The 25747-nt window shown below is 60.5% G+C and carries 20 protein-coding genes and 2 pseudogenes; 8 read left to right on the top strand and 14 right to left on the bottom strand.

The annotated features are described in order from the left end of the window. Window positions 1-214 (top strand): transposase domain-containing protein (locus tag ACFMPD_RS16310; RefSeq protein WP_380996720.1); only part of this gene is annotated, 214 nt, incomplete at its 5' end. Window positions 215-395: 181 nt separating this feature from the next. On the opposite strand, the gene ACFMPD_RS16305 is transcribed toward ACFMPD_RS16310, so the two are convergent. From ACFMPD_RS16305 to ACFMPD_RS16290, 4 genes are all read right to left on the bottom strand, one after another. After that, a complete protein-coding gene (locus ACFMPD_RS16305) occupies window positions 396-1532 on the bottom strand; it encodes a YaaC family protein (protein WP_380996717.1) in 1137 nt (378 codons plus the stop codon). Between the two features lie 18 nt (window positions 1533-1550). Beyond that, window positions 1551-2033 (bottom strand): hypothetical protein, encoded by a 483-nt coding sequence (locus ACFMPD_RS16300; RefSeq protein WP_380996714.1) that lies wholly within the window; start codon window positions 2031-2033, stop codon window positions 1551-1553. Between the two features lie 383 nt (window positions 2034-2416). Then, window positions 2417-2752 (bottom strand): hypothetical protein, encoded by a 336-nt coding sequence (locus ACFMPD_RS16295; RefSeq protein ID WP_380996711.1) that lies wholly within the window; start codon window positions 2750-2752, stop codon window positions 2417-2419. Between the two features lie 375 nt (window positions 2753-3127). Next, window positions 3128-4741, bottom strand: coding sequence for a PIN domain-containing protein (locus ACFMPD_RS16290; RefSeq protein WP_380996708.1), 1614 nt, complete (start codon window positions 4739-4741; stop codon window positions 3128-3130). Between the two features lie 581 nt (window positions 4742-5322). Between ACFMPD_RS16290 and ACFMPD_RS16285 the strand changes: the two genes are divergently transcribed. Then, window positions 5323-7050 carry a M10 family metallopeptidase C-terminal domain-containing protein gene (locus ACFMPD_RS16285; protein WP_380996705.1) on the top strand — a complete coding sequence of 576 codons (1728 nt, stop codon included), beginning with the start codon at window positions 5323-5325 and terminating at the stop codon, window positions 7048-7050. Between the two features lie 562 nt (window positions 7051-7612). Next, the gene (locus ACFMPD_RS16280) at window positions 7613-10912 is read left to right on the top strand and encodes a DUF5801 repeats-in-toxin domain-containing protein (protein WP_380996702.1); all 3300 of its coding nucleotides are present in this window, start codon (window positions 7613-7615) and stop codon (window positions 10910-10912) included. A gap of 155 nt (window positions 10913-11067) precedes the next feature. On the opposite strand, the pseudogene ACFMPD_RS16275 reads toward ACFMPD_RS16280, so the two are convergent. Continuing rightward, a pseudogene (locus ACFMPD_RS16275) lies at window positions 11068-11265 on the bottom strand (YcbK family protein); the annotation flags it as partial. 109 nt (window positions 11266-11374) lie between these two features. Here ACFMPD_RS16275 and ACFMPD_RS16270 point away from each other — a divergent pair. After that, window positions 11375-11536: pseudogene (locus ACFMPD_RS16270) on the top strand (transposase); the annotation flags it as partial. A 226-nt stretch (window positions 11537-11762) separates the two neighbouring features. Further along, the gene (locus ACFMPD_RS16265) at window positions 11763-12371 is read left to right on the top strand and encodes a GntR family transcriptional regulator (protein ID WP_380996699.1); all 609 of its coding nucleotides are present in this window, start codon (window positions 11763-11765) and stop codon (window positions 12369-12371) included. Window positions 12372-12401: 30 nt separating this feature from the next. Here ACFMPD_RS16265 and ACFMPD_RS16260 read toward each other — a convergent pair whose 3' ends face one another. The 7 genes from ACFMPD_RS16260 to ACFMPD_RS16230 form a co-directional block, all read right to left on the bottom strand. Beyond that, window positions 12402-13160, bottom strand: a complete 759-nt coding sequence (locus ACFMPD_RS16260; protein ID WP_380996696.1) for a methyltransferase domain-containing protein — start codon at window positions 13158-13160, stop codon at window positions 12402-12404. Then, window positions 13157-13777 (bottom strand): pimeloyl-ACP methyl esterase BioG family protein, encoded by a 621-nt coding sequence (locus ACFMPD_RS16255; protein WP_380996693.1) that lies wholly within the window; start codon window positions 13775-13777, stop codon window positions 13157-13159. The genes ACFMPD_RS16260 and ACFMPD_RS16255 overlap by 4 nt, the downstream gene beginning before the upstream one ends. After that, window positions 13774-15060 (bottom strand): adenosylmethionine--8-amino-7-oxononanoate transaminase, encoded by a 1287-nt coding sequence (bioA, locus tag ACFMPD_RS16250; RefSeq protein ID WP_380996690.1) that lies wholly within the window; start codon window positions 15058-15060, stop codon window positions 13774-13776. The genes ACFMPD_RS16255 and bioA overlap by 4 nt, the downstream gene beginning before the upstream one ends. After that, window positions 15057-15677: a dethiobiotin synthase gene (bioD, locus tag ACFMPD_RS16245; RefSeq protein WP_380996687.1), complete on the bottom strand. Its 621-nt coding sequence runs from the start codon at window positions 15675-15677 to the stop codon at window positions 15057-15059. Before bioD ends, bioA begins: the two co-directional genes overlap by 4 nt. Next, window positions 15674-16807 (bottom strand): 8-amino-7-oxononanoate synthase, encoded by a 1134-nt coding sequence (locus ACFMPD_RS16240; protein WP_380996684.1) that lies wholly within the window; start codon window positions 16805-16807, stop codon window positions 15674-15676. Before ACFMPD_RS16240 ends, bioD begins: the two co-directional genes overlap by 4 nt. After that, window positions 16804-17784: a biotin synthase BioB gene (gene bioB, locus ACFMPD_RS16235; RefSeq protein ID WP_380996682.1), complete on the bottom strand. Its 981-nt coding sequence runs from the start codon at window positions 17782-17784 to the stop codon at window positions 16804-16806. Before bioB ends, ACFMPD_RS16240 begins: the two co-directional genes overlap by 4 nt. A gap of 281 nt (window positions 17785-18065) precedes the next feature. Further along, window positions 18066-19415 (bottom strand): MATE family efflux transporter, encoded by a 1350-nt coding sequence (locus ACFMPD_RS16230; RefSeq protein ID WP_380996679.1) that lies wholly within the window; start codon window positions 19413-19415, stop codon window positions 18066-18068. 684 nt (window positions 19416-20099) lie between these two features. Here ACFMPD_RS16230 and ACFMPD_RS16225 point away from each other — a divergent pair. Next, window positions 20100-21071 (top strand): hypothetical protein, encoded by a 972-nt coding sequence (locus ACFMPD_RS16225; protein ID WP_380996676.1) that lies wholly within the window; start codon window positions 20100-20102, stop codon window positions 21069-21071. Window positions 21072-21480: 409 nt separating this feature from the next. Here the strand turns inward: ACFMPD_RS16225 and ppk2 are convergent, their stop codons facing one another. Beyond that, a complete protein-coding gene (ppk2, locus tag ACFMPD_RS16220) occupies window positions 21481-22485 on the bottom strand; it encodes a polyphosphate kinase 2 (RefSeq protein WP_380996673.1) in 1005 nt (334 codons plus the stop codon). Window positions 22486-22635: 150 nt separating this feature from the next. Further along, window positions 22636-23331: an NYN domain-containing protein gene (locus ACFMPD_RS16215; RefSeq protein WP_380996671.1), complete on the bottom strand. Its 696-nt coding sequence runs from the start codon at window positions 23329-23331 to the stop codon at window positions 22636-22638. Between the two features lie 153 nt (window positions 23332-23484). On the opposite strand from ACFMPD_RS16215, the gene parE reads away from it, so the two are divergent. Together parE and ACFMPD_RS16205 are read left to right on the top strand one after the other, a co-directional pair. Continuing rightward, window positions 23485-25440: a DNA topoisomerase IV subunit B gene (parE, locus tag ACFMPD_RS16210; RefSeq protein ID WP_380996669.1), complete on the top strand. Its 1956-nt coding sequence runs from the start codon at window positions 23485-23487 to the stop codon at window positions 25438-25440. A gap of 12 nt (window positions 25441-25452) precedes the next feature. Continuing rightward, window positions 25453-25747 (top strand): hypothetical protein (locus ACFMPD_RS16205; RefSeq protein ID WP_380996666.1); only part of this gene is annotated, 295 nt, incomplete at its 3' end.

Here is a 25747-nt window from a genome sequence, read left to right as displayed (position 1 = left end):
AGCCGAACGCGCCATGAGGGCCATCGCGCTCGGTCGCAAGAACTACCTATTCGTCGGATCGCCCGCCGGCGGCCGCGCCGCGGCTGTCGCCTACACCTTGATCGAGACTGCCAAGCTCAACAGTGTCGATCCCCAAACCTGGCTCGCCGATACCATCGCCGGCATCCCGGACTACAAGATCACCCGCGTCAACGACCTGCTCCCCTGGAAATAGCGGTCAGACCGGACGCTTACGGGCGTCGAGCGCAAGGGCGGCAAATACTACCTCCTGCTGCCCAAGGGCGTGAAGCGCATCCCGGCGCATGACGCGGATACCACCCGCGCGGACGCCCTCGTGGCTGCGTGCAAATAGACAGATGGGGCGCAACGGCAGAAATGCTAGGCGAGACGTTGGATCAAGTGATCGCGGCTCTCGCCACCTCCTGTTCCATAAATTCGGATGCCATCAAGTAAAGGAACTGAGAAGGTTGATTGGAAAAGAATTCGAACACAAAAGGCCCGATTGGGCTCTTTAGGATCAAGTCAAATTGCTCCGGCTTGTATCGAGTTATTGAGCCAAAATAGAAAGTGGCGAGATAGATAGTTAAGAGTTGGTTCATTAGAGTCTGCGCCGCAGTCGGTATATAGATGTAGTACTTTCGATATGGCGGGTAGGCTGTCACGCTTCGCCAAAGCCTGGGTCTTACATCGTTACTTAGCTGAGACAACACTTGCGATGGTCGATGCCCATATTGAGTTGTAGCGATGGTTTCCGCTTCAATGATCCGCCTACCGTCGATAGCCTCAGTACAATTAACATTTCGCCACGTCCCGTTCGCTCCAAGATTCTTTGATAGGTCAGTTAATCCATATCCAAGACGGGTAAAATCATCTGCGAAAGCGCGAACTCGAACCCACGTTTCATGGGTTGCAGGGTCTTGCATGTATTCGATCCGATCCAAACTAATGAACCGCTCCTTGATACTGTCAGCTTGGCAATAGATCCGGTGCCCGATCAACACTTGGCTCAGAAAGTCCTGCGAACGCATTCGAAAACTGGTGCTCGGTGCAGTGGGCGTTGGGAGCGCAGCACCAAGGGCGTTCGCAAACATGAGGAACGCACTTACATTCGGGTTCCGGAGTATGTCGATTGAAACATGGCCATGGATCGCCCCAGCAGTAACCGGCAACTGTTCAGACAAGCCGTGCCGCACCATGCCTAAAGCGTTTCCCCCGCGCTGAACAACAAGGGCCTTCGCGAGGTTCAAAAACGAATAGTAAAGGAGCAGTGGCTTCGCGGCACTAACATCTGAATTTTGGGCTGCTGTGAAGAAGTCGCGGCTTTGGGCAAGAAACGCAATTGCCTGTCTGCGAGCAGCAGCATCCGCCAGTTTCTCTAGACTGTGCTGAATGATGTTCCAAGGTTCCGTGGAGAACAAGGTTGAATGAATGCCTTCTCGCGTAGCGCCTTGGTACGTCGGAAAGAATGAGAACGCAGCGGGTCGCTGTCGAATATTGATTACTTCGCCATTCCTTGGATCAACCCATCTCATGTTGCGCTCCCGACCAATTCATCGACCTTCAACTTCACGAAGACGGTCGGTTGCGTCTTCGACATATGGAAAACTCCAAATCGCATCACGCAAAAGAAACTTATGGCTGTTCGTATGCTCGATATAGGTCGAGTTCGCACTTACGACGGCAGCGGGTATCAACGCTGCGCGCATGATGCGGAAATCATCGTCGAACAGCACTGCGGCCAGAAGGTCGAATCCTTGAAGGTCGCGGATTGCTGACAACTGCCGGGACTTATTTCGGCGATGAACACGTCGCCCTTTGATCTGGTACCGCACCCCTGCGCCATCAATGGCGTCAAAGGCCTTTTTCGAGTTGTTTTCTTGCACCCAGCCGAATGCTCTACAGAAATAGTATTCGGCAAGGTCGCCAGTAGGGTTGTTTGCGGATCGCAAAATATCCCGCTGCCGCAGCTCCTCCAGAGCGGCGGTGTGGAGCGCAAGTAATTCCGCGACCGACTTGGTATCGAGCTTGTCCATTTGGGCATTATGGCGACGACGGCGCGCAATTGCGACTCCAACCGTCACGTGCCCGGCAGCGCGCGTCTAAGGCGGGGTTCGCCTTCGCGGGCATGACGCGGATGCCCAAAACATGAAGACGCCCATCAGCGCGCGATTTTTCGGGGGTCGCTGGGCCTGCTTGGTCTAACTTGTCACAGCCCGGTCCTTCTGGCGAAAGACGGTCCACGGCAGTGTCGATCCCAGAGCGCGTGGCTTGGGCGTATAACTCGGTTATCGTGCGTGCCCTACATGCCCAGGGGCGCAACGCAGAACACCGCCTTAGCGCCGCGCTCTGCGCGTCTCTCGCGGTGCTGCCTGGGTGATCGCAGGGGCATCGACGACGAGCACCGCGACAATCGAGGTTAAACCGGGATTCCTTCCGAACCATCGTCGTCGTCCTGCCCGAACGGCGCCTTACCGTCGTCGTCCTCGACCGGCACCTTCGGGTTCTCGTCGGGCGGTTTGTTGACCTCGTCGCGCATACTCTGCGGAACCTGAAGGCCATACTTGATGGCATCGAGGATCAACTTGGTTCGCTTGAGGTCCTGCTTTGCCCTCGTCTTTTCAGGCACCGCGCTCGTCGCTGAACTGAAAAGCACACCGTGACCCTCGGCCTCAAGCAGCGCCTTGAACTCCTTCTGAACCCGCTTGCGCTTCCTATACTCAGGATTGTTGCTTGGTACGTTCGTGTTCCTCATAGGCTAACCTTCTCACCTGGCAGGCAAGTTGGCAAGGGAATCAAGGGCATCGCTTTCGCTCCCAAGGCTGCATGACCGTTTAAACGATGGGCGGGAACGCGGACAGAATGGCATTGTTTGACGATTTCAGGCCGGTCACATAGCGGTCAAAGCAACCCGGAACCCTCCGCTAACCGCTTGAGCACAGGCGCATCCCGCGGTGCCTGTTAATCAATTGGTCGTAGGTTCGATCCCTACCGCCGGAGCCAAAGATTTCAAGGACTTAGCGCTCGCCCGCTAAGTCCTTTTTCTTTTCGAGTACAGAATAAGTACAGCAAACACTGCTCGGATCGGCGCTTTCGGTTTTCGACCAGGTCAGCGAAGCAATCCTACACTTCAGTTCGGGAAGCATGAGCCTAGGAGCCTGACCCTTTCTGTTGCCCGAGCGCGTATGGCAGGAGGAATAGCAACAGGACGAACAAGCTGAGATTTCTTCGCTTCTTCAACTTGTTGTCGGAAGTTCGGCGTACCTACGGTTCGACCGACAAGCCACCAGAATGCGTGCTCAATCAAATTGAATACGCGAAGGGAAACCTGCGCAGTAAGTGCCTTTATCACTTCGATAGCCTTGTCCTGACGCGGAGCACAGAATGCCTCCAAGACCATACTTGCGTAACGGTCTCGCAGATGCTCCTGCTTGGTCTCGTGGAACACAAGGTCGAGGAACGTGGCAGCGACGCCAAGGTTGGTTTCAAAATCAGCGTTCTTCCCGCCAACCACCTCCAGCATCCGCTTGACAGTGCCACGACCGCTGAACCCTTCTGTTTTTGCCTGTGTTAGCAAGGTTTGAGAGTCCATTGACACGTACGTGAAATCGCGGTTCAGGCAATCAACAATGAACTTGGTGTAGTCCTCAATCGAGATCAGCCCCCTGTCCTTTGCTAGAAGCAAGACTGGTTGCAGCCAACTCGCCCCAATTTCAAGCGCCGCAATGGCCCACTGCCTTAGCCCTTGATCCTCCGAAAGGAGCAGCAACTCATTCCCCTCGGCCGCCAAGATGCTATCCCGTGCCGACGCGCCAAACATCTCAGAAATCTCGAGATTCTGGCCGGTTAGGTCAACCTGCGGCACGGCGGTAGCTATCTTGCAGTGAGCAAGAACGTCTTCTCGTTGACGTTTCTTTTCCTCATATGCAGCTCTGTTCTGCTGTGGTGAAATCTCAATGAAGGTTAGGCGTCCGTTCTGCCATGAGGTCATCCCGGTTTGCCGGTCTATGTTATTCTTCGCCTCGATTTCACGCTTTGCGAAAACCTCCAGCGTCGACTGGGTGACGTGCACTTGGCCGCAAACCCTGGAGATCGTACCCCAAAGGTGAAAGTCCGAGATCAAAGCAGCGGTAATCGGGTCGAGCACACAACCATTCTTGGTTCTAGCTTGGATTTCTTTGAGTGCATTGTCGCGCTCGTCGCGGCTACCAATACATACTCGGGGCTGGATGCCCACTCCCGGAAGACCGGCCCAACCGTCGATCACGTCCTTGCCTAGCGCGTTGGCAACAAAGCAGAAAGGCAAGGCATTCGCAGCGTACTTGTCCAAAACGGACTGGTCGCGTTCGTGCGCGGCTTTGGTCACACGTCCCATGTCTTCGAGGGGGTTCTCAGCCTCAAAGTCAAACGTCATGCGTTGCATTCCCGAATTCATCGGGAACCTCTTGTTGAACTCCTCCATTGACTTGTGGAGCAGGTCAAGTGCTCGCGGCTTAATCCACAAGACTTCAAATTCCATGCTCTCAAATTGAGTGCTGATCGTGAACTTCTCGCCAACAGCTTTACCAAGGCAGGCCTTTGCAAACTCACTCGACGGTGAGTGTCGCTCCGCTTCGAAGTTGTGAGCATCGGTCGCTTCGATGCGGGCGCGTCTCACGCCATCCTTCGATCGTGTCTCGAACACGCAGTTTTCTTGTATAGTCGTGGACTTGGGGATCGCGTCCTCCAAGTCGTCGTAGATCAAGATTAGGCCCTGATAGGCCAGATGAATGGCTGGATCATCCCAGTTTGCGATCAGCTCTTGGTACGCTGTGTCGACTCCCCACTTTTTGTTACCGTACTGAACGGCCTTGTTGCAATAAATGCTATCAAAGGAGCGGCATCAAACCGCGACACGTCCAGAAAACTCTGTTGACGGATAGTCATCAAGGTCGCGTAGCTCGAGGCGGCGAAGTTTCGCCGCTTGACGTGCGGTGCGGCATCCCTGTGCGTTGCGCGTCCCCATTGCCGGTGATAGCCCACGCGAGATGCGCCGAAGAGCGCAAAAAATGGTATACAGGCTTGACGATCACTACAGAAAACGCTCGGGCATCGCCTCGTTTCTCGGGGCATGACTTCCGGTCAGACGTCCGCGAGACGTGTGGCGAGAAATTGCGGTCGCGCCGGCGGCGACCAGCCGCGACCGCACGGGTCGCATCTCTCATTTAAATCAAATCTTCATCAGGTACCGACAGACTTCCGTTCGCGCCTTGGTCGAATCCTGCCGGATGCGTTCCACGACCTGCGCCAAGGCTGGTTCGACCTGAGATGCGAAAGGACAGCGACGTGAATGACAAGGCTCTTGCTCTAGGTACGGATTCGTTTACGCCATGGACCGGCACCGAAACCCCAGTACCGGACGATTTCGGTTGGTATGGCGAAGTTCGTTTGCAGTTGGCGGTTCCGGAACTTGCCCGTGGAACGGGCGTATCGGCGTTTTCGCCCGGACTTGCCGAGTGGTGGCTAGATGAGGACCTGCTGAATCTTGGTGATTACGACAAGGGTAGCGGCAAGGGCAAAAACCAGGACGGCGGCGGGGAAGGCGGCGGCAAGGGACGTAACAAAGCCCCGGTTGCCAATGATGATTTTGGATCCGGCTTCAGCGTCTTGTCGGATTCCTTGCTTCATACGCGCGACGTTCTGCAGAACGATTACGATCCTGACCTTGACGCATTCGCCATCACGAGCTTCGATAGCTCTGGAGCCCTCGGACTGCTCTCGCTCGAGGGCGCGGGCGTGTTCCATTATGATCCCAACGGCCAGTTCGACTGGCTCGCGCCGGGCGAAGTTGCCTATGATGAATTCAGCTACGTCATCACCGATGCGGGCGGGCGGCAGAGCACAGCGACCGTGACGATTGAAATTACCGGTGCCGAGACGACAGGCGACACCGGCTCCGGTGACCCGGATGACGGTGCCCCCAACCCGCCGCCTCCAAGCTATGTCGAGGCCATCCTCGTGGATGAGGATGTCAATCGTTTGAACCTCCCCGGCACCCTTGGCAGTTCCAGCTTCGTGACCTTCTCGTTCGCCACTGCGACACCGGACTACTACGAGGCTGGAAGTTCCGCCTATGATGGATTTTCGGAGTTTACCGATGCCCAGAAAGAGGCAACCCGAAATATTTTGACGAGCGTGTCCGATTTCACCGGACTCACGTTTGTCGAAGGGGATGGTAATGATGCGCAGATGGTTTTCGGGACCGCCGATGTGGGGGGGCGCGCTTTCGCCTATTTCCCGACCAAGACCTCGGCCAACAGTCAAGCTGCGGATGTCTGGCTGGACAGCTCGATCAAGGGAATGTCCTACGATCCGGGCACGCAAGCCTTCAAGACGCTGATCCACGAGATCGGTCATGCGCTCGGCCTTTCGCATCCTGATCTGGAGTTCGCGAGCACCACGCGTCAGCACACGGTGATGACCGCCTATGGTCATCCGAGCATGGATGGCGATGTGTCAAGCTACATGCTCTATGACATCGCCGCGCTTCAATACCTTTACGGTGCCAACACGGCGCATGAAGCCGGCGACACGGTATTCGATCACACGATGTTCGAAGGCAAGATCCGGACCGTCTGGGACGGCGGCGGCCACGACGTGATCGATGCTTCGGGCGCGACCTACTCGGTTGTGATCGACCTGAGAGAAGGCGGGTTCAGTTCGATCGACCCGACGGGCACGAACAATGCTGGACTCGCCCATGGCACGGTTATCGAGGATGCCAAGGGGTCGGCATTCGACGATGTCTTGATCGGCAACGGTGCCGACAACACCCTGACTGGGGGCGACGGCGCCGACGTCTTCAAATTCGACCGCAGCTGGGGGGGGGATGTGGTCACGGATTTCGAACAGGGTGCCGACCGCATCGATCTGACGGGGCTCGGCATCTCCTATGCTGACCTCACAATCGAGGACAATGCCGGCGGCGCACTGCTGACCCACGGTAGCGACAGTATTCTGCTGGTCGGAACCGCCATGGCTGACCTTGGCCAGACGGATTTCCTGTTTGCATGACCGTCAGCCGCGGGCCGTGGACCGCACATTCGGTCGCGCCGCAGGAAACTTCCCCGAAGTGATTCGGTTGGCCGATATCAATATTGTCGAGCTTTGTCCAGATAGCTCACATGCGACGCATTGGTCAGTTCTGCGCGGCGACGATTTCCGGGGTCATACCGCACGTGTTTCCGGACTTCCGCCGGGTTCTCGTCGCGCTGGAGTTTCAAGCTCTTAGCAGCAAACTGACAGGCAGAACACCCGTTCGGCTTGGTGCAAGCGACGGGCGTCGGCCTGCGCGCTTGCACGAGACTTGTGGAAAAAATATGCGAATTATGTTATTTAAACGGGCGATGTGACGCGTTTTAGTAACTTCGGCATCGCCCGTTTCACAACTGTTGGACGGCTCTCGGAGTCGGATTAGCCAGTTCAAGAAATCCCGTATTCTCGGTCCTCCGATCCAGTGACCGGAGTCGAAGAGATTATGCAAAAACATGAGGTTGCCGGCCGATCCTTGATTGATGGGCAATGGCGAGCCGCGACCTCCATTTCGACCACAAAAAACTCCGGGGAGGAGAATATTATGTCTGAAGACGCACTCGTCATTTCCGGTCCGATCAATATCGACGAAACCTCTGGCGTACAGGCCGGCACCGATGAAATCCCGGTCGCCAACCTCTCGACCGAGCTCTCGGGCGGTCTCTATACCTATCTCGACAACACCTACCTGACCGGCGGCGAGGCGCTCGGCGATCCGGACAACCTGTCGCTCCTGGCCTCGGCTATCAGCACACCCGACGGTTTCAATAATCTTTCCTGGACGGATGCCGCTGGCGTTACTTACTCCGGCACCGCCAGCACGCTCAAGGCGCTTGATCCCGACAGCGGCACCTACGAAACGGTATCGCTGACCACGGATCCCGCCAATGACAACATCCTCGTCGGCACAACGGCTTCCGGAAACATCGCCTTCATCGCCATCATCGATTCGACCTCGTCGACATCTTCGGATGTGTTCCTGATGAATTTCCTTGCGATGGAACAGACCAATGACATGGATCCCAACGACATCTCGCCGCTGATCGCGAATATCTCGGTTACGTCGAGCCAGGTGTTCGACGACTTCAGCGACGCCCCCTCGGGCGCGAACGACTGGCTGGCATTCGGAGACAGCGCAGGCGGTATCCAGCTGCTCGCGACCAGCACGCCTTATGAAATCGACAGCGACAATGCCGTCGATCCCGACGATCAGGGCGACAACAGCAGCGTCAACAGCAGCACCATCGGCCTTGGCACCAACAAGCAGTCGGTCAAAGTCGGGGACCAGTTGCGTCTGGATCTGGTGACCGGTACGATTACCGGCGCCGCGCTGACCGCCACGCTCACCCACGATGCCGATGCGATCACCTTCGGCCAATACGTGACAGGCGTGAACCAGTTCAAATTCGGCCTCGTGCAGACCGGTGGCAACGCCGGCAACCGGGTCGATGTGAATGTGGACGCATTCTTTGTGGATACCGCTGCACAGGGCGGGACGAGCGATGCCGAGTTCTTCCACAATTCCGTGGAAGACGGGACCAACGAGACGCAGGTCTCCTTCGAGCGTGTCGAAGTGCTCAATTCCAGCGATGTCGTCGTCGCCTTCTGGGATGCCGTCGACGGTTTCGACAACAGTGGCGACACGGCCGTCAATATCACGATCGACGGCATGACCGCGAATGTCGAGAACGTGATCGAGGATTACTCGATCCGGGTATTCTCGACGACCGACATGAACCGGATCGAGATCACCAACGATTCGGGCGGACCGGGAAGCCTCGCCAACAAGACCTTCGATATCGGGGCGATCGAGGTGGGCAACATCGTTGGCGACACCGACCCGTTCCAGATGGACTTCGTCGACGATGCCCCGGCCCAGGATGCCGCGAACGCACCGCTCGAACTGTTCGAGGACGCGCTCTCGATCGGTGGTCTGACCCTGACGGATGGACGGCCCGACAATGATGGCGAGACCGAGGTCACCAGCCTGTCGACCGATCTGAACAATGTCGTGAATCCGGGGCAGGATCTGCCGCTTAGTTTCGGCCTCAAGAATGATGCGGCCGCGCTGGCCGCGCTCGATGCAATCGGACTGACCTCGGGTGGTGTCGCGATCACCCATTCGGTCGCGATCGACGTGAACCCCGCGGGCGACGACGTGCTGACTGCCGCCGCCGGAGGAACCACCATCTACACCGTGACCGTAGCCGAAGACGGCACCGCGACGATCGACCTGGTCAACGCCATGGATCACCCTCAGGGACTACCCAACCAGCCGGACGATGACGAGATCGTCGTCGACTTCACCGGCGTATTGCATGCCGAGGACGCGGAAGGCGACGATGCCACATTCACCGCGCAGGCGCTTGTAGGAAGTTTCGAGGATGACGGCCCGGCGATGACCGCGGGCGCGGCGGCCCCGTCGCTGGAGGTGGATGAGACCGATTTCAGCACGGATGCCAGCGCCAGCTTTGCCGGCGTCTTCAACCCCGATTACGGCGCCGACGGTGCGGCGGCGAGCGATCCTGTGACCTATGCGCTGAGCGTGACCGACGCCAGCAGCGGACTCACCGACACGCTCACCGGCCAGGCGGTGACGCTGTCGGAGGAAGGTGGTGACGTGGTCGGCCGCAACGGCGACGGCGACGAGGTTCTGCGCATCAGCGTCAGCGCCCTGGGCGTGGTCACGCTCGACCAGAGCCGGTCGGTGGTGCATCCCGACGACACCGATCCCGACGATGTCATCGCCATGGCGGCGGGCAAGGTCGCGCTGACCGGCACCGCCGAGGATGGCGACGGCGACACTGACGACCTGGCGGTGGATATCTCGACCTCGTTCAGCTTCCGCGATGACGGCCCGGCGATTTCGCCCGCCATTGCCGACGGAACCGTGGACTTCACTGACGGAGATACCGCCAGCGATACGGGCTTCCTCGATTATGGCAACGACGGTGCCGGGTCGTTCACATTTGTTGGCTACACCGAACAACTGCCCGATGATACGGTGCTCGGCGCCTTTTCCGAAACGCTCTCGGCTGGCGATACGGTCATCACCTATTCGACCGCGGGTAACGGCGACCTGTTCCAGATCACGCTCGATGGAAGCGAACCGGGCGGCTACACATTCGAAGTGCTTCAGGACGCACCGGTCGTGCTGACCGATCTGGGCATCTCTTCAGTCGATGCCGGCGGGCCCAGCGAGACCGAGGTGGTGCCGGCACCGTCCGGAACAATCGTCACCTTCGACGGCTTCCTGTCCAACAACTTCAACGGAGATCCCCTGGTCGAATATGCCGCCGGCAATCAGCCGCCGCCGCCCCTTCCCGACGGCGGTGCGGATGACGATGTCAATATCAGCACGCCGGGGATCGGTCTGAAGGACAACCAGATGGATCCGGGCGAACAGCTGAAGATATCATTTTCGCAAGACATCAGCGGCATCCAGCTGTTGTTCGAGGGCGCCACGGGGCCGGCCAATACATTCGATATCCGGTTCGTCGCCTATGACGACGGCATTCAGGTCGCGGGTGTCGCGTATCTCGACGAGCCCCTTCCGAAGGGCAACTCGGATCTTCTGGTGGACTTCCTTACGGGCGAAGCGTTCGATGTCGAGACAGACCCGCTCGCCGCGGGCGAAGATTTCGACGACGTCTTCGTGTTCATCAACTTCGATGGACCGAAGACCGGCGTCCGGATCAAGGAGGTGTCGCTCTATGAGCAGGTCGCCATCCCAGACTTCAGCATCGACTACACGGTGCGGGCAACCGATGACGACATGGACTATGTCGAAGACAGCTTCACGGTCAATATCGACAGTGATTCCGATGGCTTCATCATGGTCTGAACACCACGCCCCGGCTACCGAAACAGTTGTGGCCGGGGGTGAAGTTCGTCTCAGGCTCTGTTGGGCCTTGCCAAAGAAAGCTGGCTTGGGACGGGCAGAGCGGTTTCGTAGCATCGTCGGAAGGCCGGCGCGATGGCACCGTAGCGAAGCGCGCCTCTCGCCCACGGATTGACGGCGATACCGCCGAGGGCGACCGCGATGCACACCCAGCGCAGCGTGTTCAGATACGGCACCAGCGGCAGGATCGCGGGCTGCGTCTCGGTAAGTACCTGCTGCGCAACCTCGACACCGGCAGCGCCGACCATCGCGACGCCCGCCGCTCCGCCACCCTTCATGGTGCGGCTCTCGGCCAGATCGCCGGGCGGCAGGTCGTAGGTCGCGCGGTCCTGGGGTAATCCCCCCCGATCTTAAGGGGGGATGCGGAAGTCGAATTTTCTCGGCAGGATGAACGAGGAGATTCCGATGAAGAAGACACCTTTCACTAAAGCCCAGATCATGGCTATCCTGCGGCAGATGGAGGGCGGCGTGCCGGTGTCCGAGCTGTGCCGGGAGCACGGCATGAGCAGCGCCACGGTTTACAAGTGGCGCGCCAAGTATGGCGGCATGGACGCCAGCCTTATCAGCGCAATCGGGAAAGAACCTCCGATCTCGCTGATAAACGGCTCGGGTCTGGGCAGGCCGCCCCGAGTTCAAACCCCCGGAAAATCTCCAGCCAGGTGGTCCGACAAAGGGGAGCGGGTCACGGGTCTTGAGAGCCGCGCGGCATTTGGATGCGATGTTGCTCAACGGAACGCGGCACGATAATTGACTTGTTATGCACAATAACGCCCGCTGGGCTGAGGGAGGCCGGGTGTCAGAACCGCCGCCGAAAAAGTCGGAACACATCGCGCAGAATCTCTCGACCAAGATCCTACGCGGTGACATTCTGCCGGGCGAAAAGCTTCGCCAGGATCTGATTGCCCGCGAGTTCGGGGTCAGCCAGGTCACGGTCCGTGAAGCATTGCTGCGATTGTCGTCGCAGGGATTGGCGGTCAGCCTGCCACGCCGGGGAATGTGCGTTGCGCCAATGGACAAAAGCGCCATCGAAGAGTTGAAGGTGATGCGTTGCGCGCTGGAGCCGGTGGCGTTGCAGCGGTCCGTTCCCAATCTGACGGAGGAACAGATCGCGCAAATCGAACAGGCGCATGACGCCTGCAATGCCGCTGAAACCTCGGAGGCATGGGAAGACGCGAACCGGCGCTTTCACACGGCCATCATTTCCGGTTGCCCCATGCCGCGCCTTGTGGCCGAGATCGGCAATCTGCAACTGCTCTATGCCTGGCACTTCAACAAGCGCCACACGGCCCGGTGGAAGCGGCGCAATGATCCGGACCATGCGGCCATCCTGGCGGCGATCAAGGACCGGGATCCCGACCGTGCCCGCGCGGTCATGCAGCGCCATCTGGCCCGCCTGCCCTGAGTACGCCGCGGCGCTGCGACCAAGTCCGGATCAACCCGGTTTGCGCGCGATGATCCACACCGGGTGATACGTCAACGGTACGCCCGCGGCCGTCCCGAAATGCCGGACATACCGGTTCGTGAACCGCGCCAGAGTGGACTTGGTCCACGGCTTTCCCGCGCGGCCGTTCACACCGGTTTTCCGCAGATGTTCCAGCACCTGGCGCGGGGTCGCAAAATGCACCTGCTGGACCTTTTCTGCGGCCAGGACGACTTCCATTTGCCGATCGACAGCCGCCGCCAAATCCTCGGAGCGGCACAGGCCCGGCGCTTTGGCAGAGGACCCGATCCGCGCCAGTTCGCGGTATTGCAGTGGCCCGAAACCGGAAACCGCCAGCCATCCCCCCGGAGCGAGCGCCGCCGCCGCCTTGCTTAGCAACAGCGACGGGTCATGCAACCACTGGATCATCGAAGCCGAGGCCACCAGGCCAAGCGGTTCGGGCCAGTCAATATCCGTTGCATCGCCCAAAAGAAAGGCAGCCCCCGCCGCGCGTGCGGTCAAGCGGGCTTCGGGGGCCAGATCGTTGAGATGCAACGTCCCAAAGCCAAAGTCCCGGCACAGCCGGCGCGTCAGGTGGCCGGTGCCGCAACCCAGTTCCAGCGCATTGGCAAAGCGGCGCGGCGCGCCGCAGCCTTGCAGGTCGCTGACCAGCCGTTCGGCGATCCGGGCCTGCTGGCCGGCCTCATCGTGATAGGACCGAAAGCTGCGGCTAAAACTGCGTTGCACCCGGTCGGTCAGCGCCGCGCTCATGCGAGCCACTCCGCCCAGCGTTGTCCGGGCCGAAACGGCACATGCCCGCCCGGAATACACCTGACGGCATCCGGCCGCCGGCGCCAGGCCGCTATTTGCGCGTGGGTGGGAACGATCCGGTCGCGGTCGGGGATCCAGACGCGGTCAAAGGTGGTTTCCGGGGCGGGTCCACGATCGATCACAGCGTATAGTTCCGCCCGCGCCGCGCCGATATCGATCGCAGGTATCGGCCCGCGCTGACCGGCCCGGCGGCAAAACCTTGCAAAGCTGTCTGCACAAAGATGTTCGGCAGTGGCCCGGACGGTGTCCGGCGCGATACCATGTTCTGTATCGGCCGGAAAAAGCGTACCGCTGACGGCGACCAGCCGGTTGGGCCGAACCCCCACCCTTTCCAGCCAATGGGCAGCCGAAGCCACGCCAAAGGAAAAGCTCAGCAGATCGACCCGGTCGTACTGCGCCAGTTCCGGCAGTGGGTCGTCCAGCGATGTATAGTCGTCCACCAGCAGGACATCGCAGACACCTGTCAGTCCACGGAACGGACCGGCGCCAAGCGCCCAGCCGCCAAAGACCAGGATCAGGTCCGACCGGCCGGTGCGGTGCAACCAGTGGCGGTTCATCGGGCGCCCCCCGCCAGGTCGGTCATGGCCGCTGTCACGCGGCTCAGTTCATCGGGGCAGATGATATAAGGCGGCATGCAGTAGATGTTGCGCCCAAAAGGGCGCAGCCAGACGCCGGTTTCCGGTGCCCGCCGATGGGCGATGGCCGGATCAACCCGGTCCTTCATTTCGATCACGCCGATTGCGCCCAGCACCCGGACATCGGCAACGCCGGGCAGTCGGCGCGCCGGGCCGAGTTGCTGCCAAAGCTGGTCGGCAATCCGGGCGACCGCGTTGCGCCAGTCGCCTCGGGCCAGTTGATCCAGGCTGGCCACGCCGGCGGCGCAGGCCAGAGGATTGGCCATATAGGTTGGCCCGTGCATGAGAACCCCGGCCTCGCTCTCGCCAATCCCCCGTGCCACCGGCTCGGTCGCGATGGTCGCGGCCAGCGTGATATGGCCGCCGGTCAGAGCCTTGCCCAGGCACAGGATGTCCGGCTCGACACCCGCATGATCCATCGCGAACATCTCGCCCGTGCGCCCAAAGCCGGTAGCGATCTCGTCCAGGATCAACAGCACGCCATGCGCGTCGCACAGCGCGCGCGCCCCCCGCAGCCAGGCCGGATGATAGAAATACATGCCCCCCGCCCCCTGCACCACGGGTTCCAGAATCACCGCCGCGATCCGCGCGCCCTTGGCTGCAAGCAGCCGTTCCAGAGCGCCCAGCCCGTTGTCGGCCGCATCCTCGGTCCAGTCCCCGCCAAACGGGATCGGCGGGCGCGGCAGGAAATGCTGGATCGAGAGGGCGCCGCGAAACAGACCATGCATGCCGTTGACGGGATCGCAGACGCTCATCGCCTTCCATGTATCGCCATGATATCCGCCCCGGATCGTCGCGAATTCTGTCCGTTCGGCGCGCCCCATGGCGATCTGGTACTGCACCGCCATTTTCAGCGCGACCTCGATCGCAACCGAGCCGCTGTCACTGAAGAAAATCCGGTCCAGACCGGTCGGCAGAAAACCGATCAGCCTGCGGCCCAGAGCGATGGCCGGTTCGTGGGTCAGGCCGCCGAACATCACGTGCGGCATCTGCGCCAGTTGCGCCTGCATCGCCGCGATGATGGCCGGGTGACGGTGCCCGTGCACCGTGCACCACCAGGACGACATGGCGTCGATCATCCGGGTGCCGTCATCGCGGATCAGCCAGACCCCCGTGGTTTCGCTGATCAGATGCATCGCGCCGGGATCCAGCACGTTGGTATAGGGATGCCACAGGTGGCGGGCGTCAAACTCCAGCGGGGTCACAGGAAACTCCGGATTGTCCGGACATCGATCGCGTCAAAGGCCGCGGTCAGGGCTGGCCCCGTCAGCGGCTCGATCTGCGGCAGCCGCCCAAGGTGCCGCACCTGACACATTTCGGCAACCGACTGCTCAACGTCCGGGGCACGATCCCCGACAAATACTACGCCGGCAACGGCGCAGCCTGCGCCGCGCAGCGCGCTCAGCGAAAGGGCAGTATGGTTGATCGTTCCCAGTGCGGTGCGGGCAACCAGTATGACAGGCGCCCGCCACCGGACAAAAAGATCAAGAAAGAAGGACCGGCGGTTCAGCGGCACCATGACCCCGCCGGCGCCTTCGACGACCAGCGGCCCCCTGACCGACGGCAGCGTCAGACGGGCCAGATCGATCTCGACCCCCATATCTTCGGCAGACAGATGCGGCGAGGCCGGCATGGCCAGGCGATAGGCTTCGGGCAGTACCGGGGGCCCGGTCAGGTTCCGCACCGTTTCGCCGTCCGTGGTCTCTGCCAGACCGGACTGCACCGGTTTCCAATAGCTGGCACCCAGCGCAGCCGTCAGACCAGCCGCAAAGACGGTTTTGCCGACACCGGTGTCGGTGCCCGTGACGATCAGCGCGTTCATGCGGCAGCGCTCTGCAGATCGGCGAGGGTCTGGAACAGGGCCGTGATTTCGGAATTGTCGACATTTCCGGTGATCGATACCCGCAGCCGCGACGTGCCGCGCGGGACGGTCGGCGGGCGAATGCCCCGCACATCGAACCCCTCAGCCTGAAGCGCGGCAGCCGTCGCCATCGTGCGGACGTCATCGCCCAGAATGACCGGAATGATCTGGCTGCACAGCGCCTTTTGCGCGATGCCATGGTGCCGCGCGGCGTCATGGGCATGGCGAATACGCTGGCGCGCGGCCTGCGCCAGGTTCCGGTTGGATTGCAGCAAATCAAGCGCCGCGCTTGCCAGGGCTGCCGTGAACGGCGCCGGGGCTGTCGCATAGACAAAGGGGCGCGCGCGGTTGATCAGGGTTTCGATCATCACCTGTGGCCCGCAGATCAGGCCACCGGACACGCCCAGCCCCTTGCCGCAGGTGTGCAGCGTCACCAGTTCCGCATCCAGCCCGTGCGCCCGCCCCCTGCCCCGGGGTCCGTAAACGCCGGTGGCATGGGCTTCGTCCACGACCAGCACGGCATCCCATTCGCGGGCCAACGCGGACAGTTCCTGAAGCGGTGCGAAATCCCCCTGCATCGAATAGACGCTTTCCACCGCGATCCAGATTTGACCTGAACCGCCGGCCGCGCGCCACGTTGCAGCGGCGCGCCGGGCGTCACCCGGGTCGTTGTGGCGGAACGCATGCGTCTGAGCCCGGCCTGCCCGCATGCCCTCATGCGCGCTGGCATGTACCAGCACATCGTGCAGCACCAGATCCTCTGCCGCCGGCAGAGCCGAAAAGATCGCCTGGTTGGCCTGAAACCCGCCCCCCATGAACAAAGCGGCCTCGGCCCCGAAAAACGCCGCCGCCTTCTGTTCCAGCGCCTCGTGTTCCGGATGGTTGCCCCGCAACAGGCGCGACCCGCCCGAACCCAGAGGCACGCCACGGTCCAGCGCCTGCTGCGCCGCCTGCCCCAACAGTTGTGAACCGGCCAGGCCCAGATAGTCGTTGGACGCGAAATCCAACCCTTGCCGGGGCGACAGCACCCGACGGCGGTGCCGGCTGTCCAGCGTATCCAGCAGGGCGCCCAGACGGTCGACCGCGTTCATTCCGCGGCGTCCGCGAGGGTCTGCTCCTCTGGACGTTCGGCCTCAAGACCAAGCTTGGCCAGCAGAACCGCATCACGATCTTCCTCCGGGTTTTCCGCCGTCAGAAGGGTTTCGCCGACAAAGATCGAATTTGCGCCGGCCAGAAAGCACATGGCCTGCATTTCATCGCTCATCTCGCTGCGCCCGGCGGACAAGCGAACATAGGAGCGCGGCATCAGGATACGGGCGGTGGCGATTGTCCGCACAAAGGCGATGGGGTCAATCGGCCGGGCATCCGCCAGCGGTGTGTTCGCCTGCGGCATCAGCATGTTGATCGGCACCGAGTCCGGTGGCGGCGCCATGTTGGCCAGCGTCACCAGCATGTCGACCCGGTCGCCGACCGCCTCTCCCATGCCAAGGATACCGCCCGAGCAGACCTTGATTCCGGCCGCCTGGACGCGGTTCATCGTGTCGATCCGGTCGGCAAAGCGGCGGGTGGTGATGACCTTGGAATAATATCGCTCGGACGTATCGATATTGTGGTTGTAATAGTCCAGCCCGGCATCGCGCAGCTGAACGACCTGACCGTCATCCAGCATGCCCAGGGTCATGCAGCTTTCCATGCCCAGCGCCTTGACGCCCTGGACCATGGCCACCAGCGCATCCATGTCCCGGGCTTTGGGTTCGCGCCAGGCCGCCCCCATGCAAAACCGGGTGGCACCGCCATCGCGGGCCTTGCGCGCCTCGGTCAGAACGCGCTGAACCTCGATCAGTTTGGTGGCAGGCAGATCCGACCCGTTGCGGGCCGATTGCGAACAATAGGCACAGTCTTCGGCGCAGCCGCCGGTCTTGATGGACAACAGCCTGGAGGTCTGAATCCGGTTGGGATCAAAGTTTTCGCGATGCACCGTCTGTGCACGATAGAGCAAATCCATCACGGGCAGATCATGCACGGCCTGTGCGGCGTCGCGGGTCCAGCGGATATTTTTGACATTCATTTTATCGATATTTTCCTGATTTACGCTCCCCGTTTCTTTTTTGTTATCGATAAACTTAAAAAACGCAACACACTTCGCGCGAAAACTACACCATCGGGGGAAAACCACCAATCGCTTGCCTGAGTTTGCGGCACTGTCCCCGGTATGGCGGTCAAGTTATCGATATAAGACGCCATTCAGGCGTGACCTCGTCGGCGGCAAGGGGGGGTGGTCCCTGCACCGCCGGACCGGATGCTGGGGCTTATGACTCGCCACCCGCAATGCGGCAGCCGTCGACTGCCTTATGCGGCTTGACCGATCCGGCCGATGGCCTGGCGCCAAAAGCGTGCCATCAGAAACAGCCCGGCACAGGCCAAACCAAAGACCAGCCCCAGCCAGACACCGGCCCCCCGCATTTCGAGAACGAAACCCAGAATATACGAGCTGGGAATGCCCACCCCCCAATAGGACAGGGCGGCCACCATCATCGGCACCTTTGTGTCCTGCACGCCGCGCAGCAGTCCCAGCGCGATTGCCTGCGCGCCGTCCACCAGTTGAAACAGCGCCGCGATGGCCAGCAGACCGACACCGATCCCCAGGATGTCCTGACGCTGCGGGTTATCGGCCTCCATGAACAGCGACAGAATCGGTTCCGGCAGCGCCAGGAACAGCAGGATGGACAGCAGCGCAAATCCCAGTGACAGGGCGGTGACCGCCTTGGCTCCGCGGACCATATGCCCCCGGTCCTGCCGGCCATAGGCATTGCCGGCGCGAATGGTGGCCACGTTGCTGAGCCCCAGATGCACCATGAATGTGCACGAGGCCACCGACACCACGATGCCATGCGCCGCCAATGGCAAAGTACCCAGCCACCCCATCATCAGGGCTGAGGCCGAGAACAGGCTGACCTCGCTGACCGTGGTCAGCCCGATCGGCACGCCCAGCCGGAAAACCCGCCCCATCATCTCCCAATCGGGCCGCCAGAGACGCTGAAACATACTGTGCTGCGGCAGCGCCAGAACCGAATAGGTCACCACCGCCGCCAAGGAAATCAACTGGGTCAGAATCGAGGCGATCGCCGCTCCGGTAATGCCCAGCTGCGGCGCCCCCCAGTTGCCAAAGATCAGCACGTAATTGGCCAGGGCATTGCTGAGCGCCGCGGCAATGGTGATCCACAGCACGATCTGGGTGCGCTCCAGGGCCGCCAGATAGGATTTCAGCACCATCACCACCAGGGCCGGAAACAACCCCCAGCCCGCCAGTTGCAAATAACGCGCGCCCAGGGCCGACACCTCCTCGGTCTGCCCCAGCATCTGCAGGATCGGTCCGGCCCAGATCATCAGAGGCATGGCCGCCAGCGCATAGGCCAGCGACAGCCACAGGCCCATGCGCGTGATCCGCCGCACGCTGGTCTCGTCGCCGGATCCGTCCGCCGCCGCGACCATCGGCATGACCGCCAGCGCAAAACCGGCTCCCAGAATGAAAAGAACAAAGAAATAGCTGCCGGCCAGCGTCACCGCCGCCAGTTCGGCGACCCCGTACCAGCCCAGCATCACCGTATCGGTCAGGGTGATCGCAAATTGCGCCAGATGTCCGCCGATCAGGGGCAACCCCAGAATCAGGATAGCTCTGAGATGAGCGGAATATGACATCGGCAGGCTCATCCCCCCAGCACTAGGCAGAAAAACCTTTCCCCGCAAGGCCGCAGCGGGCGTCCAGCGGCCAGGTACGACCTCGACCCGGATGAACCGCCTTTACGGCTCCGGACTTGGCCCGAAAGAAACTGTCGCGACTGTGAATGGCAGGCCGGTTTGGTCGGGCGCGCCGGCGCGAAAAGCGCCGAGTACTCCAGCAAAACGACCAAATTTTGGGCAACCCTGCTCAATTCCGGCTTTTCTCCAATTCGGGCTTTGCTGTCCTTTGCGCGGAAACGCAAATTTAAGACCTGCGCGCAATATTCGATTCCAAATTGACAATATCTGACTTGCATCGGGCGGCATGCCCAGACCGCACTGGTAAAAAACGTTTCTGGGATCTACGGGCAAGATATGGAAAAATCATATAACACTCTGATTGTTAGCAATTATTCCAATTCGACATCACAGGCGGAACCCGACAACCCGGCCCGCATAATGCTGCAGCACAGCACCATACTTGAACGCGACAAAACCCGCGACAACCATTGCGCCATTCTGTCACTTCGGCGCGCAGAGCGGGCCTTTGTCCGACACCATACACTTTTCTACTTTGGTCGGCGCTCGCTTCAAAACTAAAGACCAGTTTCGCCATTATCGCATAGTCGAAAACGGCACAATCAAAGTTATCGGGGAAAATTCATGCGCCTTGTTCGTTGCATTCTCAGCTTATTGGCATCGTTATCGTTAGCCACACAGGTCCAGGCCGAGAGTTTCAGCGCCTGTGACACCCTGACCACGCTAAAGGAAATTGCGGCAAATCTGGATGCAGGCCTGCCCGCCCAGCAAAATGCCAGGACCAAATCCCGACTCGATCACATCGCAGTTCATATTCGCAACGGCAATTTCGACAAGCCACCTGAGGCAGCAGATCTCGCGTTTTTGCGGGGATTTACAGCGAGACTGGCGGCACGAGTGCAGGCGGCCGCTGCGAAACCTGATCAGGAACAACCTGGAAAGGTCCGCGCCGTGTCGCAGGGACTCAGCCGGATCGACGCAATCGAAGTGAACCTGAAATGCCGCAAACCGGACGAGATAGCCGGCGTGCCCGGTGCATCAAAAGAACGCTCGGGAGCCGCCGACCAGGCCAGCGATAAATCCTTTCTCGAGCGACTCGGCGACCCGGATGACGAGTCTGCGGCGCCGATCCTGATCGCATTGGCTGTTATCGCCGGATCGACTTCGTTGTCGATCTATCACTTCGTCTTCAAGACCGACCGCCGGCGCTATGAACGTCGCTCTTGTCACACCCCGGTGCTGATCACCTACAACGACCAATGCACGGTTTCCTATATTCTGGACATCGGTTGCGGCGGCACCAAGATCGAGGCCCCCAAGAACGCGGTGCCCGAAGAATGGCTCGACCTGTATTTCTGTGGCAACCGGATCCGGGCCAAGGCGGTCTGGCGGAACCAGTTTTTCATCGGCTTCAAGTTCGAGCAGCCGGTGGCCAACAGCATCGTCGAAGACGTGGTCAGCGGCAGCGTCAAGAGCCCCAGAACGGACGGGATCGAAAAGAACGCCAGTTCGTGCTATTCCCCCGGCTGCCACCTGACCTGCCCGCGGCACGTTCCGACCACCATCTCGCAACAGGGGACTGACAAGTCTGCCTAGCGCAGCCGCGAACCAATGCGCCGGCCCCCTGCCCGATGAAAGGCAGCAGCGACACGCGAGCTGGTTTTCGGCCCGGCATCCGACACCCGCGGCGTTATTGATGCTGGCCGGAGTGCGCGCCCCGAGAATTTTCGCCCCGGCGCCACCGCCATAGGCAATTGATCGTCTTGCAAAATTCGGGGGTACCGACTGCCATCCGGTGCTGGCTTCCCGGCATCTGCGCCCAAGACAGGCAAGCCAACTGTCGCGCCGCGCGCGCGTTCAAAGGTCCAGACCGATCAGCCCGAGATCATCGGCCCTGGCCCATTGGTACAGTGTCGTCGGCCCAGCGTCATCCGGTCCAGGTTCATGCGGACAGAAAACGGGGCGCCGCAATGTGCGGCGCCCCAACGAACGGCCAATCGACCCTTTATCTGGCGCGCGTATTCGGGTGCAACGCCGTACCCAAAATGTGATCCGACCGGTGGATCACATGGTGGGCCTGGCCAACGATGAGCGGATCGGGCGAGCCGACGATGTCCATATCCTTGTCGGGGTAATCCAACGAAGCCAGGAAGTGCCGCATGCAGTTCAGCCGGGCGCGTTTCTTGTCATTGGACTTGATGACCGTCCAGGGCGCGTCTGCGGTATCGGTGTAAAAGAACATTGCCTCTTTGGCTTCGGTATAATCGTCCCATTTGGACAAGGACGCCTTGTCGATGGGGCTCAGCTTCCAACGCTTGAGCGGATCGGTTTCACGACTGTCGAACCGGCGCTTCTGTTCCGGCTGCGTGACCGAGAACCAGTATTTGTACATGCGAATTCCGGAACGGACCAGCATGCGCTCAAGTTCCGGGGTCTGCCGCATGAACTCCAGGTATTCGGCGGGATCGCAAAAGCCCATGACCCGCTCGACACCGGCCCGGTTATACCAGGACCGGTCAAAAAACACCATTTCACCTTGTGTCGGAAGATGCGTCACATAACGCTGGAAATACCATTGACCGCGTTCCTCGTCGGTGGGCTTGTTCAGCGCGACCACCCGGGCCGCCCGCGGGTTCAGATGCTCGGTGAACCGCTTGATCGTTCCCCCTTTGCCGGCCGCGTCACGCCCTTCGAACAACAGCACGAATTTCTGATTGGTCTCCTGCCCCCATAATTGCACCTTCAGCAGCTCGGCCTGCAACCGGGCCTTGTCGGCCTCGTAGCTGCGTCGGCTCAGCTTGCGTGTATAGGGATACTTGCCGCTTTCGAAAGCCCGGCGCACCTGTTCGGGGCTGGGCGCGCTGGCCGGGCTGACCACGGCTTGTTCGGCAGATGGACCATCCACAGGGACAGCAGGCGGCGCATCCGTTTTGGTGGGCGCAACTGGCTGTGCCGCAGCAGGGTTGGCTCGTGCGGCTGGCGCGGGCTTGGATGCAGGGGGGGTGGTCATAGAGGCAGATCCTTTCTGGGCTGGGTGATTGCGCCCTGCCTAGCATCGCCCCCGCACCGCCGCCTTGATCCGGGTCAAAAACTGTTTCTGTTAAGGAATTTCTTGCCATGTGATGCCGCCGTACCCTCCACGGGCGCAGCCGCACCGCAATCACGTGTTCGACGGGTTTCTCAGGCGGACACGGGCATCCGGTCCCCTAGGGTCGCACAGAAATATCCCGGCGCGCCGTGTCAGAAAGGCCCGCCAGTTCTTTTCAGGAAGCTGGCCGATGCGGATATCGTGTTCTCTGAGCATTACCGGGTTCAGGTCGGCGATCCTCACACCCTTGTTGCCAGGCTGGGCCGCCAGATGATCCACCAATAACTGCTGCAGCGATTTCCTGCCCGCCTTGTTTTTGCATGCGACCTTTGCCGCAGGTTCGAGGCCGTGAAACTGGTCACATGCGGCGCGAAACCGTGGGGGGGTCGATTGTTCGCCCATGCCGCATACAAAGGCCCCCTGCTCGCGCAGATAATCCACGACATGGGCAAAGTCGGAATCCGAACTGACGATCAGAAACCGGCGCACCTGTTTTGTCAGCGCCAGATCGACCGCGTCGATGGCCAGTCGGATATCGGCCGAGTTCTTGCCGCTTGCCGTATGCACCACTCCAAAGCCGGCCTGTTCGGTCCAGCCGCCAATGACACAAGCATTGCCATAGACGCGCCGAAAACGCACCTCGCCCATGCTCCGTGCCTGCGCCAGAACGGCAGCGGAGTGGCCGGCTGTCAGGTTTTCGCCGTCCACCAGCACCGCAATCGCAAGCGTGTGAACAGCCCTGCTGGAGATGAACTGCGGAAGGGTCATGACGCATTCCTCGGCTTTGCCTGCAGCCTGTCCGGCATTTGTGGCAACAGAATGAAAACCCGGTGACCGCCCGCGCCCCTGCCGGCCACCTTGGCCCTTTCCCATTGTTGGACGCACTGTCATAATGGGACAAAACAACAACAGAGCAGCGGTATGACAGACCTCCTGACCGGGGCAGCCCCCACCGATTACGACGCTTCCTCGATCGAAGTTCTGGAAGGGCTGGAACCGGTGCGCAAGCGCCCCGGCATGTATATCGGCGGCACCGACGAACGCGCGCTGCACCACCTTGTGGCCGAAGTCCTGGACAATTCCATGGACGAGGCGGTGGCCGGGCACGCCAACCGGATCGAGGTGGAACTGCACGAGGACTACGCCATCACCATCCGCGATAATGGCCGCGGCATTCCCATCGATCCGCACCCGAAATTCCCCGACAAATCCGCACTCGAAGTCATCCTGTGCACCCTGCATGCGGGCGGCAAGTTCTCGGGCAAGGCCTATGAAACCTCGGGGGGGCTGCACGGAGTCGGCGCCTCGGTGGTCAACGCGCTGTCGGATTCGATGGTGGTGCAGGTCGCCCGCGACAAGACGCTGTATGAACAGCGGTTCTCGCGCGGGTTGCCGCTGGGGCCGATCGAAAAGATCGGCCAGGCCCCCAACCGGCGTGGCACCACGGTAACCTTTCACGCCGACGAGCAGATCTTTGGTCACCACCGGTTCAAACCCGCCCGCCTGTTCAAATCGATCCGCTCCAAGGCCTATCTGTTTTCCGGCGTCGAGATCCGCTGGAAATCGGCCATCGACGACGGCGAGACCCCGACCCAGGCCAGCTTTCACTTTCCCGGCGGGTTGTCGGATTATCTGACCGAAACCCTGGGCACGGCCAGCACCTATGCCGAGAAACCGTTTTCCGGCACCGTCGATTTTCGCGAGAAATTCAACACCCCGGGCAAGGTCGAATGGGCGATCAACTGGACCCCCAGCCGCGACGGGTTCATCCAGTCCTATTGCAATACCGTGCCCACGCCCGAGGGTGGCACCCATGTCGCCGGGTTCTGGGCGGCGATCCTCAAGGGGATCAAGGCCTATGGCGAACTGGTCAGCAACCGCAAGGCGGCCCAGATCACCCGCGACGATCTGGTGACCGGCGGCTGCGCGCTGGTCAGCTGTTTCATCCGCGAGCCGGAATTCGTCGGCCAGACCAAGGACCGGCTGGCCACGGTCGAGGCACAGCGCCTTGTGGAAAACGCGGTGCGCGACCATTTCGACAACTGGCTGGCCGCTGACACCAAATCCGCCGGGGCGATCCTCGATTTCCTGGTGCTGCGCGCCGAGGAACGCCTGCGCCGCCGTCAGGAAAAGGAAACCGCCCGCAAATCCGCCACCAAGAAACTGCGCCTGCCCGGCAAGCTGACCGATTGTTCGCAGAACGCCCGCGAAGGCACCGAACTGTTCATCGTCGAAGGGGATTCAGCGGGAGGGTCCGCCAAGATGGCCCGCAACCGCAAGACCCAGGCCCTGCTGCCCCTGCGCGGCAAGATCCTGAACGTGCTGGGCGCGGCCAGTTCGAAACTGGGCAGCAACGCCGAGATCAACGACCTGACCCAGGCGCTGGGGGTCGGGCTGGGCAGCAAGTTCAACGTCGATGATCTGCGCTATGACAAGGTTATCATCATGACCGACGCCGATGTCGACGGCGCCCATATCGCGGCGCTCTTGATGACGTTTTTCTTTACCCAGATGCGCCCGATGATCGACGCGGGTCACCTCTATCTGGCCTGCCCGCCGCTGTTTCGCCTGACCCAGGGCGCGCGCCGCATCTATTGCACGGACGAGGCGGAAAAGGACGCGCTGCTGCAAAAGGGACTGGGCGGCAAGGGCAAGATCGACGTTTCCCGCTTCAAGGGCCTGGGCGAGATGGACGCCAAGGATCTCAAGGAAACCACCATGGATCCGGCCAGCCGCAAGCTGATCCGGGTGACCATTGACGAGGACGAGCCGGGCGAGACCGGCGATCTTGTGGAACGTCTGATGGGCAAGAAACCCGAGTTGCGGTTCCAGTATATTCAGGAGAATGCGCGGTTCGTGGAGGAGTTGGATGTTTGAGGGGACTGACAATTGAAAAAGATTGTCGTTGAACGAGATCCAACAATCGATGTTGGCAATACGTCAATCACAACGGACGATCTTGTTGCCATTCTAAGAATCCACGCCGATGAACATGAAATAACTGCACGAGTAGGCGATTTTTACGAACACGAGAGATATGAGTTTGATTCATTTTTGGACATTGAAAAACATCAATCTCTCTTAGGAACCCCTCTAACGATAAAAATATCAGATGTCACTGTAAGCATGGGCGAATCTGGCACTCACATTAGCTACAATAATGGCCTTGTTGCACAAATCGGTT

The organism is Sedimentitalea sediminis (genome assembly GCF_042687825.1).
Lineage (GTDB): Bacteria > Pseudomonadota > Alphaproteobacteria > Rhodobacterales > Rhodobacteraceae > Sedimentitalea.
The sequence above is the reverse complement of the archived record's forward strand: the minus strand, read 5'-3'. Positions and strand labels throughout refer to the sequence as shown.

What these genes read in the sequence shown, in the direction of transcription:
- ACFMPD_RS16300 (WP_380996714.1), bottom strand. Translation starts at nt 2,033, where the DNA reads ATGGACAAGCTCGATACCAAGTCGGTCGCGGAATTACTTGCGCTCCAC.
- parE (WP_380996669.1), top strand. Translation starts at nt 23,485, where the DNA reads ATGACAGACCTCCTGACCGGGGCAGCCCCCACCGATTACGACGCTTCC.
- bioD (WP_380996687.1), bottom strand. Translation starts at nt 15,677, where the DNA reads ATGAACGCGCTGATCGTCACGGGCACCGACACCGGTGTCGGCAAAACC.
- ACFMPD_RS16215 (WP_380996671.1), bottom strand. Translation starts at nt 23,331, where the DNA reads ATGACCCTTCCGCAGTTCATCTCCAGCAGGGCTGTTCACACGCTTGCG.
- ACFMPD_RS16260 (WP_380996696.1), bottom strand. Translation starts at nt 13,160, where the DNA reads ATGAGCGCGGCGCTGACCGACCGGGTGCAACGCAGTTTTAGCCGCAGC.
- ACFMPD_RS16280 (WP_380996702.1), top strand. Translation starts at nt 7,613, where the DNA reads ATGTCTGAAGACGCACTCGTCATTTCCGGTCCGATCAATATCGACGAA.
- ACFMPD_RS16240 (WP_380996684.1), bottom strand. Translation starts at nt 16,807, where the DNA reads ATGAACGCGGTCGACCGTCTGGGCGCCCTGCTGGATACGCTGGACAGC.
- ACFMPD_RS16225 (WP_380996676.1), top strand. Translation starts at nt 20,100, where the DNA reads ATGCGCCTTGTTCGTTGCATTCTCAGCTTATTGGCATCGTTATCGTTA.
- ACFMPD_RS16255 (WP_380996693.1), bottom strand. Translation starts at nt 13,777, where the DNA reads ATGAACCGCCACTGGTTGCACCGCACCGGCCGGTCGGACCTGATCCTG.
- bioB (WP_380996682.1), bottom strand. Translation starts at nt 17,784, where the DNA reads ATGAATGTCAAAAATATCCGCTGGACCCGCGACGCCGCACAGGCCGTG.
- ACFMPD_RS16230 (WP_380996679.1), bottom strand. Translation starts at nt 19,415, where the DNA reads ATGTCATATTCCGCTCATCTCAGAGCTATCCTGATTCTGGGGTTGCCC.
- ACFMPD_RS16295 (WP_380996711.1), bottom strand. Translation starts at nt 2,752, where the DNA reads ATGAGGAACACGAACGTACCAAGCAACAATCCTGAGTATAGGAAGCGC.
- ppk2 (WP_380996673.1), bottom strand. Translation starts at nt 22,485, where the DNA reads ATGACCACCCCCCCTGCATCCAAGCCCGCGCCAGCCGCACGAGCCAAC.
- ACFMPD_RS16305 (WP_380996717.1), bottom strand. Translation starts at nt 1,532, where the DNA reads ATGAGATGGGTTGATCCAAGGAATGGCGAAGTAATCAATATTCGACAG.